The organism is Klebsiella sp. 141251, assembly GCF_050600725.1.
Lineage (GTDB): Bacteria > Pseudomonadota > Gammaproteobacteria > Enterobacterales > Enterobacteriaceae > Klebsiella > Klebsiella aerogenes.
Window position 1 is genome coordinate 15,614 of record NZ_JAQIRG010000013.1, and the last position, 15,101, is coordinate 30,714.

General features: G+C 53.3%; 13 protein-coding genes. 8 read left to right on the plus strand and 5 right to left on the minus strand.

Annotated features, from left to right (window positions below; all coding sequences use genetic code 11):
- Positions 1–131: 131 nt before the first annotated feature.
- From typA to fabY, 8 genes are all read left to right on the plus strand, one after another.
- Complete coding sequence (gene typA, locus PGR09_RS22515) at positions 132–1,955, plus strand: ribosome-dependent GTPase TypA (RefSeq protein ID WP_045378776.1); 1,824 nt, start codon at positions 132–134, stop codon at positions 1,953–1,955.
- Positions 1,956–2,160: 205 nt separating this feature from the next.
- On the plus strand, positions 2,161–2,871 hold the full coding sequence (locus tag PGR09_RS22520) for a GntR family transcriptional regulator (protein ID WP_380378607.1): 711 nt from the start codon (positions 2,161–2,163) through the stop codon (positions 2,869–2,871).
- A 7-nt stretch (positions 2,872–2,878) separates the two neighbouring features.
- Entirely contained in the window at positions 2,879–3,859 is a 981-nt protein-coding gene (locus tag PGR09_RS22525; RefSeq protein WP_047064456.1) for a sugar phosphate isomerase/epimerase family protein, read from the plus strand.
- Between the two features lie 97 nt (positions 3,860–3,956).
- Complete coding sequence (locus PGR09_RS22530; RefSeq protein ID WP_045395264.1) at positions 3,957–5,216, plus strand: MFS transporter; 1,260 nt, start codon at positions 3,957–3,959, stop codon at positions 5,214–5,216.
- Between the two features lie 152 nt (positions 5,217–5,368).
- On the plus strand, positions 5,369–5,968 hold the full coding sequence (gene yihX / locus PGR09_RS22535; RefSeq protein ID WP_032715399.1) for a glucose-1-phosphatase: 600 nt from the start codon (positions 5,369–5,371) through the stop codon (positions 5,966–5,968).
- Positions 5,962–6,822, plus strand: a complete 861-nt coding sequence (locus PGR09_RS22540; protein ID WP_015368968.1) for a virulence factor BrkB family protein — start codon at positions 5,962–5,964, stop codon at positions 6,820–6,822. Before yihX ends, PGR09_RS22540 begins: the two co-directional genes overlap by 7 nt.
- Entirely contained in the window at positions 6,819–7,256 is a 438-nt protein-coding gene (gene dtd / locus PGR09_RS22545; RefSeq protein ID WP_015368967.1) for a D-aminoacyl-tRNA deacylase, read from the plus strand. Before PGR09_RS22540 ends, dtd begins: the two co-directional genes overlap by 4 nt.
- 44 nt (positions 7,257–7,300) lie before the next feature.
- Positions 7,301–8,242 (plus strand): fatty acid biosynthesis protein FabY, encoded by a 942-nt coding sequence (gene fabY, locus PGR09_RS22550; RefSeq protein ID WP_015368966.1) that lies wholly within the window; start codon positions 7,301–7,303, stop codon positions 8,240–8,242.
- A 16-nt stretch (positions 8,243–8,258) separates the two neighbouring features.
- Here fabY and PGR09_RS22555 read toward each other — a convergent pair whose 3' ends face one another.
- The 5 genes from PGR09_RS22555 to fdnG all read right to left on the minus strand — a co-directional run bounded on the left by PGR09_RS22555 (position 8,259) and on the right by fdnG (position 14,949).
- Positions 8,259–9,176 carry an alpha/beta hydrolase gene (locus PGR09_RS22555; RefSeq protein ID WP_430916530.1) on the minus strand — a complete coding sequence of 306 codons (918 nt, stop codon included), beginning with the start codon at positions 9,174–9,176 and terminating at the stop codon, positions 8,259–8,261.
- 249 nt (positions 9,177–9,425) lie between these two features.
- The gene (gene fdhE, locus PGR09_RS22560; protein WP_015368963.1) at positions 9,426–10,355 is read right to left on the minus strand and encodes a formate dehydrogenase accessory protein FdhE; all 930 of its coding nucleotides are present in this window, start codon (positions 10,353–10,355) and stop codon (positions 9,426–9,428) included.
- Between the two features lie 5 nt (positions 10,356–10,360).
- Positions 10,361–10,987 carry a formate dehydrogenase cytochrome b556 subunit gene (gene fdoI / locus PGR09_RS22565; RefSeq protein WP_015368962.1) on the minus strand — a complete coding sequence of 209 codons (627 nt, stop codon included), beginning with the start codon at positions 10,985–10,987 and terminating at the stop codon, positions 10,361–10,363.
- Entirely contained in the window at positions 10,984–11,886 is a 903-nt protein-coding gene (gene fdxH / locus PGR09_RS22570; RefSeq protein ID WP_015368961.1) for a formate dehydrogenase subunit beta, read from the minus strand. Before fdxH ends, fdoI begins: the two co-directional genes overlap by 4 nt.
- A 12-nt stretch (positions 11,887–11,898) precedes the next feature.
- Positions 11,899–14,949, minus strand: coding sequence for a formate dehydrogenase-N subunit alpha (gene fdnG, locus PGR09_RS22575; RefSeq protein ID WP_113771572.1), 3,051 nt, complete (start codon positions 14,947–14,949; stop codon positions 11,899–11,901).
- Positions 14,950–15,101 lie beyond the last annotated feature (152 nt).

Genomic DNA, 15,101 nt, shown 5'->3' on the forward strand with positions numbered 1-15,101 from the left:
TTATCGCTCCGTGAAAGCGATCACAAACAAACTCTGCAATACTTGTTTGCGGAGGATCTTTGTGATCCTGTTCAGTCCTTCGCTTAATACGTGTACAATAACGCGCTATTTCTAATGCCTGAGGCAAAGTTGTGATCGAAAATCTGCGTAATATCGCCATCATCGCGCACGTCGACCATGGTAAAACTACCCTGGTTGATAAGCTGCTACAGCAATCCGGTACGTTCGACGCACGTACTGAAGCACAAGAACGTGTGATGGACTCCAACGATTTGGAGAAAGAGCGTGGGATTACCATCCTCGCTAAAAACACTGCAATCAAATGGAATGATTACCGTATCAACATCGTTGATACCCCAGGGCACGCCGACTTCGGAGGTGAAGTTGAGCGTGTTATGTCCATGGTTGACTCTGTGCTGCTGGTGGTTGATGCCTTTGATGGCCCGATGCCGCAGACGCGCTTTGTTACCAAAAAAGCGTTTGCTCACGGTCTGAAGCCGATCGTGGTCATCAACAAAGTTGACCGTCCGGGCGCGCGTCCGGATTGGGTTGTCGACCAGGTATTCGACCTGTTCGTTAACCTCGACGCGACCGACGAACAGCTGGACTTCCCGATCGTTTACGCTTCCGCGCTGAACGGTATCGCGGGTCTGGACCACGAAGACATGGCTGACGACATGACCCCGCTGTACCAGGCGATTGTTGACCGTGTACCGGCGCCGGACGTTGACCTTGACGGTCCGCTGCAGATGCAAATCTCCCAGCTCGACTACAACAACTACGTTGGCGTAATCGGCATTGGTCGCATCAAGCGCGGTAAAGTGAAGCCGAACCAGCAGATCACTATCATCGATAGCGAAGGGAAAACCCGTAACGGTAAAGTTGGTAAAGTACTGACTCACCTGGGTCTCGAGCGTATCGAGAGCGACGTAGCCGAAGCCGGCGACATCATCGCGATCACCGGTCTGGGCGAGCTGAACATCTCCGACACCATCTGCGACCCGCAGAACGTCGAAGCGCTGCCGGCGCTGTCTGTCGATGAGCCGACCGTATCTATGTTCTTCAACGTCAACACCTCTCCGTTCTGCGGTAAAGAAGGTAAGTTCGTTACCTCTCGCCAGATCCTGGACCGTCTGAACAAAGAGCTGGTGCACAACGTTGCGCTGCGCGTTGAAGAAACCGAAGACGCCGATGCGTTCCGCGTTTCTGGTCGTGGTGAACTGCACCTGTCCGTTCTGATTGAAAACATGCGTCGTGAAGGTTTCGAGATGGCGGTTTCCCGTCCGAAAGTTATCTTCCGCGAAATCGATGGCCGTAAACAAGAGCCGTTCGAGAACGTGACGCTGGACGTCGAAGAGCAGCACCAGGGTTCTGTCATGCAGGCGCTGGGTGAGCGTAAAGGCGACCTGAAAAACATGAATCCAGACGGCAAAGGCCGCGTACGTCTCGACTACGTGATCCCAAGCCGTGGTCTGATCGGCTTCCGTTCAGAGTTCATGACCATGACTTCCGGTACCGGTCTGCTGTACTCCACCTTCAGCCACTACGACGACGTTCGTCCGGGCGAAGTGGGCCAGCGTAACAACGGCGTACTGATCTCTAACGGTCAGGGTAAAGCGGTTGCGTTCGCACTGTTCGGCCTGCAGGATCGCGGTAAGCTGTTCCTCGGCCACGGCGCTGAAGTTTACGAAGGTCAAATTATCGGTATTCACAGCCGTTCTAATGACCTGACGGTAAACTGCCTGACCGGTAAGAAACTGACTAACATGCGTGCGTCCGGTACTGACGAAGCAACGGTTCTGGTTCCGCCGGTTAAGATGACCCTGGAGCAAGCTCTGGAGTTCATCGATGACGACGAACTGGTAGAAGTTACTCCGACGTCTATCCGTATCCGTAAACGTCACCTGACCGAGAACGACCGTAAACGCGCTATGCGCGGTGCAAAAGAAGAGTAATTACTCTTCTTGCTACCCTTCAAACCTCGCCTCTCCGGCGGGGTTTTTTTATGCCTGTTCCTCATGCTTATCACCTGGGTGGCGCCAGTGTCGCTCCGGGAGAGAGCTCGGTCACAATTATTCTTAAAGCTTGCGACAGCAATTGCTTTCTTTTTTTGCTCAAGAGTAAGATGAGTTATCTGGTTTAAACCAAATGGATTAAACAATGACGAATAACCTATCCACTGTGGAAAATGCGAAAGAGAAACTGGACCTGTGGTTAAAACAGGGGCTGACGGTATCGGGTGGAAAATTGCCGTCCGAGCGCGAGCTGGGCGAGTTGCTCGGTATCAAGCGTATGACCCTGCGCCAGGCGCTGCTCAGCCTGGAGGCGGAATCAAGAATATTTCGTAAAGACCGTAAAGGCTGGTTTGTCGCCCAGCCGCGTTTTAACTATAGCCCGGAGCTTTCCGCCAGCTTTCAGCGGGCAGCGATTGAACAGGGCAGAGAACCGTCGTGGGGTTTTATCGAAAAGGTACGGACGACGGAGTATCCCGACGTCGCAGAAGCTCTTGTGGCCACCTGTCCTGCGCATGATTTATATCTGATAACCGGCTGGGGGGCATTAGAAGGACATAAAGTTTTTTATCATGAAACGTTTATCAACCCGAATGTTGCGCCGGAGTTTATTACCAGGCTAAAGAACCAATCTTTTTCTTCCGTTTGGGAGAATAATTATCATAAAAATGTTGTTATTAAAAAATTAGCCTTCAGGCCAGTAAGAATGCCCGGCGATGTAAGTAAATTCATTGGCGGCTCTGCTGGTATGCCCGCTATTCTGATAGAAAAACATCGTGCCGATAGTGCAGGTAATATCGTGCAAATAGATCTCGAGTATTGGCGATTTGAGGCTGTGGATCTCTTTATTAACTTGTAGGTATTTTATGCTCACTAAAGATAACGCTGAGAAGATCCTTTCTCGCATTGATAATATTCCTCTTTATCTTCATGCTTATGCATATCACCTGAATATGCGGCTGGAGAGAATTTTACCGGCTGATTTACTGAAAATTGCGAATAGCCATCATTTAAAAGGTGTGAAAATTCATGTCCTCGATGGCGAGCGTTACTCTCTTAGCTGTATGGATAATATGCAATTGGCCGCTTTTGGCGAGCAGGCAAAAGCGTTACGGTTGGATATCCATATAGAAACCAGCGCCTCCGATAAAGAGACCATCGATCAAGCCGTCGCTATCGCATTAAAGACCGGGGCAACCTCCGTTCGTTTTTATCCTCGTTACGAAGGGCCTTTACAAGAAGTTTTAGCAAGAATTACGGCTGATATTCAATATATTAAAGAGACATATAGCCAATCTGGACTTACTTTTACCATTGAACAACATGAAGATTTAAAAAGCGCCGAGTTGGTCAATCTGGTTAAACAAAGCGAGATGCCGTCGCTATCGCTGCTGTTTGATTTTGCCAATATGATCAATGCTAATGAGCGACCGCTTGAGGCGTTGGCAGTGATGTCACCCTATGTCACTCAGGTACACATTAAAGATGCCTGTATCATTGCGGAAAACGGCGGGCTTGGGCACCGGGCCTGTAACTCAGGTCTGGGTGATATGCCGTTTAAGGCGCTGCTGACTGAGTTAATTTGTCTGGGCCAGGAGCAACCACAGGTGATGGCGTACGGACTGGAAGAAGAAGTTGATTATTACGCGCCACCTTTCCGCTTTGCGACTGAAGGCGATAACCCGTGGATCCCGTGGCGACAAATGAGCGAAACGCCTCTGCCTGATACAACGCAACTTGAAACCCGGCTGGATAAAGAAAAACAGGATGCGATCGCCCAGTTAAATTTTGTCATGGACACTTTACGCGATATAAAAAATGATGCACTGAAAGTTCTTGCACGCTAACTTTTAATTACATTTGGTATTTATGATCGCTATTTTTTAGAATGGCGACATGTTCCATGTCCTTAAATAAAATGATGTTAAGTCATCAGGGGATCTTATGCTCACAAGAAAGAAATGGGCTATATTTAGCCTGTTAACGCTTTGTGGTGGTACCATTTATAAACTGCCTTCATTAAAAGACGCATTTTATATACCGATGCAGGATTATTTTCATTTGACCAACGGTCAGATTGGTAATGCCATGTCAGTAAACTCTGTAGTGACAACCATCGGTTTTTTCTTGTCAATTTACTTTGCTGATAAACTTCCGCGTCGCTACACCATGTCATTTTCACTGATAGCGACGGGATTATTAGGTATCTATCTGACAACGATGCCTGGCTATTGGGGCATTCTATTTGTCTGGGCATTATTTGGCGTCACCTGCGACATGATGAACTGGCCGGTATTGTTAAAATCGGTGAGTCGGTTAGGGAATAGCGAACAGCAGGGGCGCTTATTTGGCTTCTTCGAAACGGGGCGCGGAATTGTCGATACCGTTATCGCATTTTCCGCATTAGCTATTTTCACCTGGTTTGGCAGTGGCTTACTGGGTTTTAAAGCCGGCATTTGGTTCTATGCCATTATTGTCATTGTTGTAGGCATCTTGCTGTTTTTCATGCTTAAGCAAAAGGATGAGCCGACGCCCGCCGCTGATGAAGGCGCCACAAAGCAACAAACCAGCATCTCTTCGGTGCTGAAAGACAAAACTATCTGGCTGATTGCCTTCAATGTGTTCTTTGTTTACGCCGTTTACTGTGGACTCACCTTCTTTATCCCGTTCCTGAAGAACATCTACATGCTGCCGGTAGCCCTGGTTGGCGCCTACGGCATTATTAACCAGTACTGTTTAAAAATGATCGGTGGTCCAATTGGCGGTTTAATTGCCGATAAGATCCTCAAATCGCCAAGTAAATATCTCTTTTATACCTTCTGTATCAGTACGATGGCTTTAGTCGCGTTAATTCTGTTACCGCACGAAAGTATGCCGGTCTATCTGGGTATGGTGTGTACTCTCGGGTTCGGCGCAATTGTTTTTACGCAACGAGCCGTGTTTTTTGCCCCGATTGGGGAAGCGAAAATCGCTGAAAACCAGACGGGCGCGGCGATGGCGCTGGGGAGCTTCATTGGCTATGCACCGGCGATGTTTTGCTACAGCCTGTACGGCTACATTCTCGATCTCAATCCGGGTCTGGTGGGGTACAAGATAGTCTTTGGCATCATGGCCTGCTTCGCTTGCGCCGGCGCGTTCGTTTCGGTGATGCTGGTTAAACGCATCAACCGCAGAAAGAATATGTTGGAAACCGCATTGGTCTGATTTTAAGGGATCTGCCATTTCACCAAAGCCGCAGATATGCGGCTTTGGTCGTTTTTGCGCCTGAGATGTCTTGAATCGTTTCCGGTTTGTTCATAGTCAAACCTCTTCTTTCCCGCTACAGTTAATCTTCAACGGCGCGGAAGGAGACAAAAATGCTCTATATCTTTGATTTAGGTAATGTGATTGTCGACATTGACTTCAACCGGGTGCTCGGAACGTGGAGCGATTTGACCCGCATCCCGCTGGCGACGCTAAAGCAAGACTTTGTCATGGGCGATGCCTTCCACCAGCATGAACGCGGGGAGATCAGCGACGAAGAGTTTGCCGCCGCGATGTGCCACGAAATGAACATGCCGCTGAGCTATGAACAGTTCGCCCACGGCTGGCAGGCCGTTTTTGTTGCCTTGCGTCCAGAAGTTACCGACATCATGCAAAAACTTCGCGACCAGGGGCATCGCGTGGTAGTGCTCTCGAACACCAACCGATTACATACCACTTTCTGGCCAAGTGAATATCCGCAAGTGCGTGCTGCCGCCGATCATGTATACCTCTCACAAGAGATGGGGATGCGTAAACCCGAAACGCGTATCTATCAAAGCGTGCTGCAGGCAGAAGGATTTTCGCCGCAAGAAGCGGTCTTTTTTGACGATAACGCCGATAATATAGCTGGGGCTAATCAGTTGGGGATCACCAGTATTCTGGTCACGGGTAAGGAGACCATCCCCAATTACTTTGCGAAGCAGCTATGCTAAAAAGCGTTCATCAAAAAACCAAATACCATACCAGGCCGCTGGTGGCCTGGCTTAAGCTGCTGTGGCGGCGAATTGAAGAAGACAACATGACGACGTTGGCGGGGAATCTGGCCTACGTGTCTTTACTTGCGCTGGTGCCGCTGATCGCCGTGGTTTTTGCCCTGTTTGCCGCCTTCCCGATGTTCTCCGACGTCAGCGTGCAGATCCGCCATTTTATCTTTGCCAACTTCATTCCGGCGACCGGCGATGTCATTCAGGGGTATATCGAACAGTTTGTGGCGAACTCCAGCAGGATGACGGCCGTCGGCGCCTTCGGGTTAATCGTCACCTCATTACTGCTGATGTATTCGATTGATAGCGCGTTGAACACCATCTGGCGCAGCAGTCGGACGCGGCCAAAAATCTATTCATTTGCGGTCTACTGGATGATCCTGACTCTTGGTCCGCTGTTGGCCGGCGCCAGTCTGGCAATCAGTTCCTATCTTCTCTCGCTACGCTGGGCCAGCGATCTCAATAGCGTCATTGACGATGTACTCCGTATATTCCCGCTAATCTTATCGTGGGCGGCGTTCTGGATGCTTTATAGCATCGTGCCCACCACCCAGGTGCGCAATCGCGATGCGGTAATCGGTTCGCTGGTGGCGGCACTGCTTTTTGAAGCCGGTAAAAAGGCTTTTGCTCTATATATCACCATGTTTCCGTCATACCAGTTGATTTATGGCGTGATAGCGGTAGTACCCATTTTGTTTGTCTGGGTTTACTGGACCTGGTGTATCGTCTTGCTTGGCGCTGAAATAACTGTCACTCTCGGTGAATACCGCAAACTCAAAAAAGAAGAAACAGAACAACCATGATTGCATTAATTCAACGCGTATCCCGTGCAAGCGTTACCGTGGAGGGTGAAGTGACGGGTGAAATCGGTCCGGGATTGCTGGTGCTGCTGGGCGTCGAGAAAGACGATGACGAACAGAAGGCCAATCGTCTGTGTGAACGGGTGCTCGGCTATCGCATTTTCAGCGACGCCGAAGGCAAAATGAATCTTAATGTCCAGCAGGCGGGCGGCAGCGTGCTGGTGGTTTCGCAATTTACGCTGGCGGCCGATACCGAGCGCGGCATGCGCCCGAGTTTTTCCAAAGGCGCGGCGCCGGACAGAGCGGAAGCGCTGTATGAATACTTTGTTGAGCGCTGCCGTCAGCAAGAGATGAATACTCAGACCGGGAGATTCGCTGCGGATATGCAGGTCTCGCTGGTAAACGATGGTCCCGTGACCTTTTGGTTGCAGGTATGAGTCAGCTTCCGGGCAGGCTGCGGGTAACAAAAGAGAGTACAGCTATGTATCACCTTCGTGTACCGCAAACAGAAGAAGAGTTAGAAAGCTATTATCAGTTCCGCTGGGAGATGCTGCGTAAGCCGCTGCATCAGCCTAAAGGGTCGGAACGCGACGCCTGGGATGCCATGGCGCATCACCAGATGGTCGTCGATGAAGAGGGCAATCTGGTTGCCGTCGGCCGGCTGTATATCAATGCGGAGAATGAAGCCTCGATCCGTTTTATGGCCGTTCATCCTTCCGTTCAGGATAAAGGTTTAGGCACCCTTATGGCGATGACCCTTGAGTCAGTCGCCCGTCAGGAAGGGGTGAAGCGGGTGACCTGTAGCGCCCGTGAAGACGCGATGGAGTTTTTCTCTAAGCTGGGCTTTGTGAACCAGGGAGAAATCACCACGCCGACAACCACGCCGATTCGCCACTTTTTGATGATTAAACCCATTGCTTCACTGGATGATATCCTGCACCGCGGTGACTGGTGCGGCCAGCTGCAGCAGGCCTGGTATCAGCACATTCCGCTGAGCGAAAAGATGGGCGTGCGCATCCAGCAGTACACCGGGCAAAAATTTATCACCACCATGCCCGAAGCGGGGAATCAGAATCCGCACCATACGTTGTTTGCCGGCAGCCTGTTTTCGCTCGCCACCTTAACCGGCTGGGGGCTTATCTGGTTAATGCTGCGCGAGCGGCACCTTGGCGGCACGATTATCCTTGCCGATGCGCATATCCGTTACAGCAAGCCGATCAGCGGTAGGCCGAATGCGGTGGCCGATTTGGGCTCGCTAAGCGGCGATCTCGATCGCCTGGCGCGAGGGCGCAAGGCTCGCGTGCAGCTTCAGGTCGAACTGTTCGGTAACGATAAGCTGGGCGCCGTTTTTGAGGGTACCTATATCGTATTGCCCGCAAAGCCGTTTGGTTCTTATGAAGAGGGCGGGAACGAGGAAGAGTAACCCGCCTCCGGCATTATTATTGTCCTGGCGTTTGCGTACGCCAGGCGATATCGCGCATCGCCTGCCTTGCCGCGGGGCTTATCCCGCCTAACTGAAAGAACCCGTGAATAACGCCCAGATAGCGCTGACAGGTGCTTTCTAGTCCCTGTGCTATTAGCCGCTGGTACAGCGCTTCTCCCTCATCGCGCAAAGGGTCAAATTCGGCCGTCAGGATATGAACCGGCGGCAGCCCGCTAAAATCTTCGCGCCACAGCGGACTGGCTTCCGGATGGGTAGCGGGTGTGGCCGCTAAATACATTTCGTAGCCGCTAAGCAGCGTATCCCGGGTAATGATGTAATCCTCGCCGTTGCTGGCGTAGCTTGCCATGCTGGCGGTAGCGTCGAGCATAGGGTAAATCAGGATAACCTGCGCAGGTTGCCATGCTCCCGCCGCTTTCAGGCGCAGAGCCGTGACCAGGGCGAGGTGGCCGCCGGCGCTGTCGCCGGCCAGCGTGATGCGCGCGGCGTCAACGCCAAGCCGCCGCGCATACCGATGGATAATGTTGGCGCCTCGTTCCGCATCATCGTGCGCCGCCGGAAAAGGGTACTCCGGGGCCAGGCGATACTGCACGGCGATCACCCGGCACCCACTGCACCAGGCAAGCTGGCGCAATTGGTTGTCATGGGTGGCAAAGCCGCCGCTCACAAAACAGCCGCCGTGGTAATACACCATGGTGGGTAGCAAGCCGTTGCTTTTTGGCGGCGAGACGACGCGAAAGGTTATGCCATCGAGCGTGATGTCTTCAACCTGCACACGCGTTTCCGTTTCCCCTGCGAGAACGGCGCTGGCGAGATAGCCGTTTCTCCGGTCATCAATACTCTGTTCTCGTGCTGATGGCCGCCCCGCAGCAATAAACTCCTCAACCAGCGAAGCAATACCTTTTTCCAACGTCATGGTAAGTCCCTTTTACTGGATTAATATCCAGTGTTATAGCCTGGTTTTTGCGAAAAAGATATACCGAATAAAGCCGCGATCGCATTGTGGAAAGCGGCTCGCAAAAGCGTATTTCTCAGCAAAGATCTGCTTCTTCTGTTGAACAATATCTGGAGAAGCAGGATCGGGATAAGGAGAGCATTTCCGGCGTGGTCACGCCGTATGAATGATAACGAGCGACCTGAGTCGCCCGTTACAGGCGCGCAGAACTTACTCCCCTTCGCCGGGGAACATGAACGGGTTAATTGAGCTTCTGGCGAAGCCTTCCTGTTCCATGCGAGCATCGAGTACCAGCGAGGCTAAATCGTCGGCAACGGCTTCGACTTTCGGGTCTTTCTCCTGATACATAATCTTCAGGTAGCTCCCGCAGTCGCCGCAGCTTTCGGCTTTCACCGCCGCCTGCTCGTTATCCAGCGACCAGTAGTGCAGGTCGCGGCTCTGTTCGCAGTTGCTGCATTTTACGCGCACCACATGCCATTCGGTTTCACACAAGTTGCAGTGCAGATAGCGCAGCCCCTGAGTGGTGCCGATTTGCACGATGCTGGAGACCGGCATCGAGCCGCAAACCGGGCAGAACTGGCGATGCTCGCCGTATTCGGCGCGCGCTTTCCCCGGGATCAGGCTGGCCATTTGCGCCCAGTACAGCGACAGCGCGGCCCAGATAAACGGCGCTTTGTCGCTGCTGACCGAGGCGAAATCGGAAGCAAACAGCGCGCTGGCCATCTCTTCCAGTTCCGGCCCGGAAGCTTTTTCCAGATTCTCGATAACCGACAGCGCCGGGCCGCTCATCTCCGGTTTCAGCTCGGCGATCAGCGAATGCAGCAGTTTGTGCCAGTGTTTATCACGCGGCAATACGTGAATATCCAGCGGAGGCTTGCCCTGATCGTTGGCCTCTTTAATGCGGGCAGTCAGATCCATCTGCAACGGATGGTCGTACAGCACCACTTCCTGCGCATGAGCGATCAGCGCGGCAAAGCGCAGGTAATCGCCCAGCGGGTTATTGGCGGCCAGCTCGCGCAGGCGCTCCGCGCGGCGGTTATACAGATTCTTCAGTCTGGGGAACAGTAGCGGCGGAATTGCTTCCGCCGTGCGTTTCTCGCTCGAACCCAGCTCGTCTTGCGGGATTATGCGAATACTCATGCAGTCTATTTTTCCTGTTTCTGGCGGACTTCACGGTACCAGCGCGGGTGATGTTTCTTCGCCCACGTTTTGGTAACCCAGCCTTCCACCATCGCGGTAATGGTGCCTTTCACCCAGAGGGCGGCGTAGATATGCACCATGATAACCACAATTAACGCGACTGCGGCAAAAGAATGCAGCATCAGCGCGAATCGGATCACCGGGATTGAGAATGCAGGCGCAAAGTACGGACGCCAGATGATCACACCGCTCACCAGCAGCAGCACCAGGAAAATAATCGCCGCCCAGAATACGCATTTCTGGCCGAAGTTATAACGCCCGGTATCGCCTACCTCCTCGTTGACGACGATCTTACGAATATTCTTCGCCCAAAAGATATCATCCCGATTGATTAGGTTATGGTGCCAGTAACGGAAAAACATGATGATAAACGACGCGAACATCACCACCCCGACAAACGGGTGGAGAATACGCGCCAGCTGCGGCGTACCGAGAATATGCATCAGCCAGTTAAACGACGGGAAGAAAAAGCCTAACCCGCTTACCGCCGCCAGAATAAAGCAGAAGGCGGTTATCCAGTGGTTGATGCGTTCCGGCGCCGTGTAGCGCACGATGGTGTCACGTTTTCTCATTTGCGCACCTCGTCTTTCTCTTCATGCAGGTTGTCTTCTTCCTCATCTGCGCGGTTTGGACCGACGCCGACGTAGTGGAAGATGCTGGCTGCGAAGGTCGCAGCAAAGCCGACCGCCGCCAGCGGTTTCCAGATACCTTTCCAGAATTTCACCGTTTGGCTGATTTCCGGATTCTCCGGCAGACCGTGGTACAGATTCGGTTTATCGGCATGGTGCAACACGTACATCACGTGGGTGCCGCCGACGCCAGCCGGATCGTACAGGCCCGCCTTGTCGTAACCGCGGGTTTTCAGCTCTGCGACGCGCTCGCCGGCCAGCGTTTTCATATCCTCTTTCGAACCAAAGTGGATAGCGCCGGTCGGACAGGTTTTCACGCAGGCCGGTTCCTGGCCGACGGTCACACGGTCTACGCACAGCGTACATTTGTAGACGCGGTTGTCTTCCGGGTTCAGGCGCGGTACATCGAACGGGCAACCTGCGATGCAGTAGCCGCAGCCGATACACTGCTCAGACTGGAAGTCGACGATGCCGTTAGCGTACTGAATGATCGCGCCTTCTGACGGACAGGCCTTCAGGCAGCCCGGGTCAGCGCAGTGCATGCAGCCATCTTTACGAATAAGCCATTCCAGCTTGTCGTTTTGTTCCACTTCCGAGAAGCGCATGACCGTCCATGACTTGGCGGTCAGGTCCGCCGGGTTGTCATACACCCCGACGTTGTTACCCACTTCGTCACGAAGGTCGTTCCATTCGGAACAGGCCACCTGACAGGCTTTACAGCCGATACAGGTGGTCACGTCGATAAGCTTCGCCACTTCCTGCTGGTGGTCCCGCGCCTGAGGCGCGGGAGTGAAACCGTTAGTCGCGGAACGACGAATAATATCTTGCGATTGATAAGCCATAAGTCGTCTCCGTTACACCTTTTCCACGTTCACGAGGAAGGCCTTAAACTCCGGCGTCTGCGTGTTGGCGTCGCCGACGAACGGCGTCAGCGTATTGGCGATAAAGCCTTTTTTCGCCACGCCTTCGTAGCCCCAGTGAATAGGAATACCGATGGTATCCACCTCTTTACCGTGAACCTGCAGCGTACGAATACGCTTGGTCACCACCGCCTTGGCTTTGATATAGCCGCGGTTAGAGGAGACCTTCACGGTATCGCCGTGGCCGATGCCGAGCTTATTCGCCAGTTTTTCGCCGATCTCCACAAACTGTTCCGGCTGCGCGATGGCGTTAAGCAGCGCGTGTTTGGTCCAGTAGTGGAAGTGTTCGGTCAGGCGGTAAGTGGTGCCGACGTACGGGAACTTCTCGGCCTTGCCCATCTGCTCGAGATCGCCTTTAAAGACGCGAGCGGCCGGGTTAGAGACCACGTTTGGATGCAGCGGGTTAGTCCCCAGCGGCGTTTCAAACGGCTCGTAGTGTTCCGGGAACGGCCCTTCAGCCATCTTATCGATAGCGAACAGACGCCCCATCCCTTCAGGCTGCATGATAAACGGACCGACGTCGCTACCAGGGGCGGCGGCGCTGTAATCCGGAATATCCACACCGCCCCATTTCGCGCCGTCCCATTTCAGCAACTGACGCTTCGGATCCCACGGTTTACCCTGCGGGTCTGCGGAGGCGCGGTTATACAGAATGCGGCGGTTCAGCGGCCATGCCCAGGCCCAGCCCAGCGTATTGCCGAGGCCTGACGGGTCGGCGTTATCGCGGCGCGCCATCTGGTTGCCTTCCGGCGTCCAGCTTCCGGCGAAGATCCAGCAGCCGCTGGAAGTCGTGCCGTCATCGCGTAGCTGTGCGAAGGAGCTCAGTTGCTGCCCTTTCTTAACGATTACCGCGCCGGTTGCCGGATCGGTAATATCCGCCAGCGCTTTACCGTTACTTTCCATCGCCACTTCTTCAGATGCCGGCTCGTGCGGCGTGGAGTAGTTCCACGTCATGTTGAGCACCGGCTCCGGCGTCGGGCCGCCTTCTTCGGCATACATCTTACGCAGACGTGAGAAGATACCGGCGAGGATTTCGCCATCGGTCACGGCGATCCCCGGGGCATCCGCGCCTTTCCAGTGCCACTGCAGCCAGCGGCCGGAGTTCACGATAGAACCGTTTTCTTCGGCGAAGCAGGTGGACGGCAGACGGAATACTTCGGTCTGGATTTTTGACGGGTCAACATCGTTGGACTCACCGTGGTTTTGCCAGAAGGTGGACGTTTCGGTGTTGAGCGGGTCGATGGTTACAAGGAACTTCAACTTCGACAGGGAAGCCACTACCTTATTTTTGTTCGGGAACGATGCGACCGGGTTAAAGCCCTGGCAAATATAGCCATTCACTTTGCCCTGATTCATCATCTCGAAATACTGCAGAACGTCGTAGCTCTTATCCCACTTCGGCAACCAGTCAAAGCCCCAGCTATTCTCGGCCGTAGCTTTATCGCCGAAGAAGGCTTTCATCATGGAGACGAAGAACTTCGGATAGTTGCCCCAGTAGTTCACCTGGTCTTTCAACAGCGGTTTCGGCGTGTTGGCGCTCAGGTAGGTCTGCAGGTCGGCCTGTTTTTCATTAGGCAGCGACATGTATCCCGGCAGGCTGGTTGAGAGCAGGCCGAGGTCGGTCAGACCCTGGATGTTGGAGTGACCGCGCAGGGCATTGACGCCGCCGCCTGCCATCCCCATGTTGCCAAGCAGCAGCTGGATCATCGCCATGGTGCGAATGTTCTGCGCGCCGATGGAGTGCTGGGTCCAGCCGAGGGCATACAGGAACGACGCGGTTTTATCGTGCGCGCTGGTTTCTGCAATATATTCGCAAACTTTAAGGAAATCGGCCTTCGGCGTACCACAGATGTTTTCAACCACATCCGGCGTATAGCGGGAAACGTGCTGTTTTAGCAGATTCCAGACGCAGCGTGGATGCTGTAGCGTGGTATCGCGTTTGGCGAAGCCGTTTTCATCCAGCTCGTAGTTCCAGCTGGTTTTGTCATACTGGCGTTTTTCGGCATCGTAGCCGCTGAACAGACCATCATCAAAGCTGTAGTCCTCACGCACGATCAGGCTGGCGTTGGTATAGGCTTCGGTGTATTCACGGTTGAATTTTTCGTTATTCAGCAGGTACAGGATGACGCCCGACAGGAAGGTTATGTCGGTACCGGAACGAATCGGGGTATAGAAATCAGCCACCGACGCCGTACGCGTAAAGCGCGGATCGATAACGATGAGCTTGGCGCCGTTATGAATTTTGGCTTCCATCGCCCAGCGGAACCCCACCGGATGCGCTTCTGCGGCGTTACCGCCCATCACCACGATCAGGTTGGCGTTTTTAATATCAACCCAGTGGTTGGTCATCGCACCGCGACCAAATGTTGGAGCAAGACTTGCTACCGTTGGTCCGTGTCAGACACGCGCCTGGTTATCCACCGCCAGCATCCCGAGGGCGCGGGTGAATTTCTGTGTTAAATAGCCGGTTTCGTTACTGGAAGCGGAGGCGCACAGCATACCGGTGGTCAGCCAACGGTTAACGGTGGTGCCGGCGCTGTTTTGGGCGATAAAGTTGGCGTCACGGTCCTCTTTCATCAGCTTCGCGATGCGATCGAACGCTTCATCCCAGCTGATTTGTTGCCATTTATCAGAACCTGGCGCACGATATTCCGGGAATTTCAGGCGGCTTTCAGAATGGATAAAGTCCACCAGACCGGCCCCTTTCGGGCAGAGCGCACCACGGTTTACCGGATGGTCCGGATCGCCTTCGATATGAAAAATGGATGCTTTGGCGTTTTTCGCACCGTCGCCGAGGCTATACATCAATAGCCCGCAGCCAACGGAACAGTACGTACAGGTGTTGCGGGTTTCGCGAGTACGCAGCAGTTTGTACTGCCGTGTTTCCGCGAGCGCAGTAGCCGGGGCAAAGCCCAGCGCTGCTGCCGTCGTGCCTGCCATACCGCCAGCGCAGATCTTAAAGAACTGCCTTCTGCTGACCTGCATGGTTCGCTCCTTGTTTCGACATTGTCACATGTAGTTATTTACTTTGCGGTGAAGGCCGCAAAGGTTCAGAATTGAGTTAATTTCCCTCGGTCCTGGAGGGATATAAAAACAGAATACCACATTGTGTGTATGCCTGTTCCAATACGGTTAAA

What these genes read in the sequence shown, in the direction of transcription:
- PGR09_RS22520 (WP_380378607.1), top strand. Translation starts at nt 2,161, where the DNA reads ATGACGAATAACCTATCCACTGTGGAAAATGCGAAAGAGAAACTGGAC.
- PGR09_RS22525 (WP_047064456.1), top strand. Translation starts at nt 2,879, where the DNA reads ATGCTCACTAAAGATAACGCTGAGAAGATCCTTTCTCGCATTGATAAT.
- PGR09_RS22530 (WP_045395264.1), top strand. Translation starts at nt 3,957, where the DNA reads ATGCTCACAAGAAAGAAATGGGCTATATTTAGCCTGTTAACGCTTTGT.
- yihX (WP_032715399.1), top strand. Translation starts at nt 5,369, where the DNA reads ATGCTCTATATCTTTGATTTAGGTAATGTGATTGTCGACATTGACTTC.
- PGR09_RS22540 (WP_015368968.1), top strand. Translation starts at nt 5,962, where the DNA reads ATGCTAAAAAGCGTTCATCAAAAAACCAAATACCATACCAGGCCGCTG.
- dtd (WP_015368967.1), top strand. Translation starts at nt 6,819, where the DNA reads ATGATTGCATTAATTCAACGCGTATCCCGTGCAAGCGTTACCGTGGAG.
- fabY (WP_015368966.1), top strand. Translation starts at nt 7,301, where the DNA reads ATGTATCACCTTCGTGTACCGCAAACAGAAGAAGAGTTAGAAAGCTAT.
- PGR09_RS22555 (WP_430916530.1), bottom strand. Translation starts at nt 9,176, where the DNA reads ATGACGTTGGAAAAAGGTATTGCTTCGCTGGTTGAGGAGTTTATTGCT.
- fdhE (WP_015368963.1), bottom strand. Translation starts at nt 10,355, where the DNA reads ATGAGTATTCGCATAATCCCGCAAGACGAGCTGGGTTCGAGCGAGAAA.
- fdoI (WP_015368962.1), bottom strand. Translation starts at nt 10,987, where the DNA reads ATGAGAAAACGTGACACCATCGTGCGCTACACGGCGCCGGAACGCATC.
- fdxH (WP_015368961.1), bottom strand. Translation starts at nt 11,886, where the DNA reads ATGGCTTATCAATCGCAAGATATTATTCGTCGTTCCGCGACTAACGGT.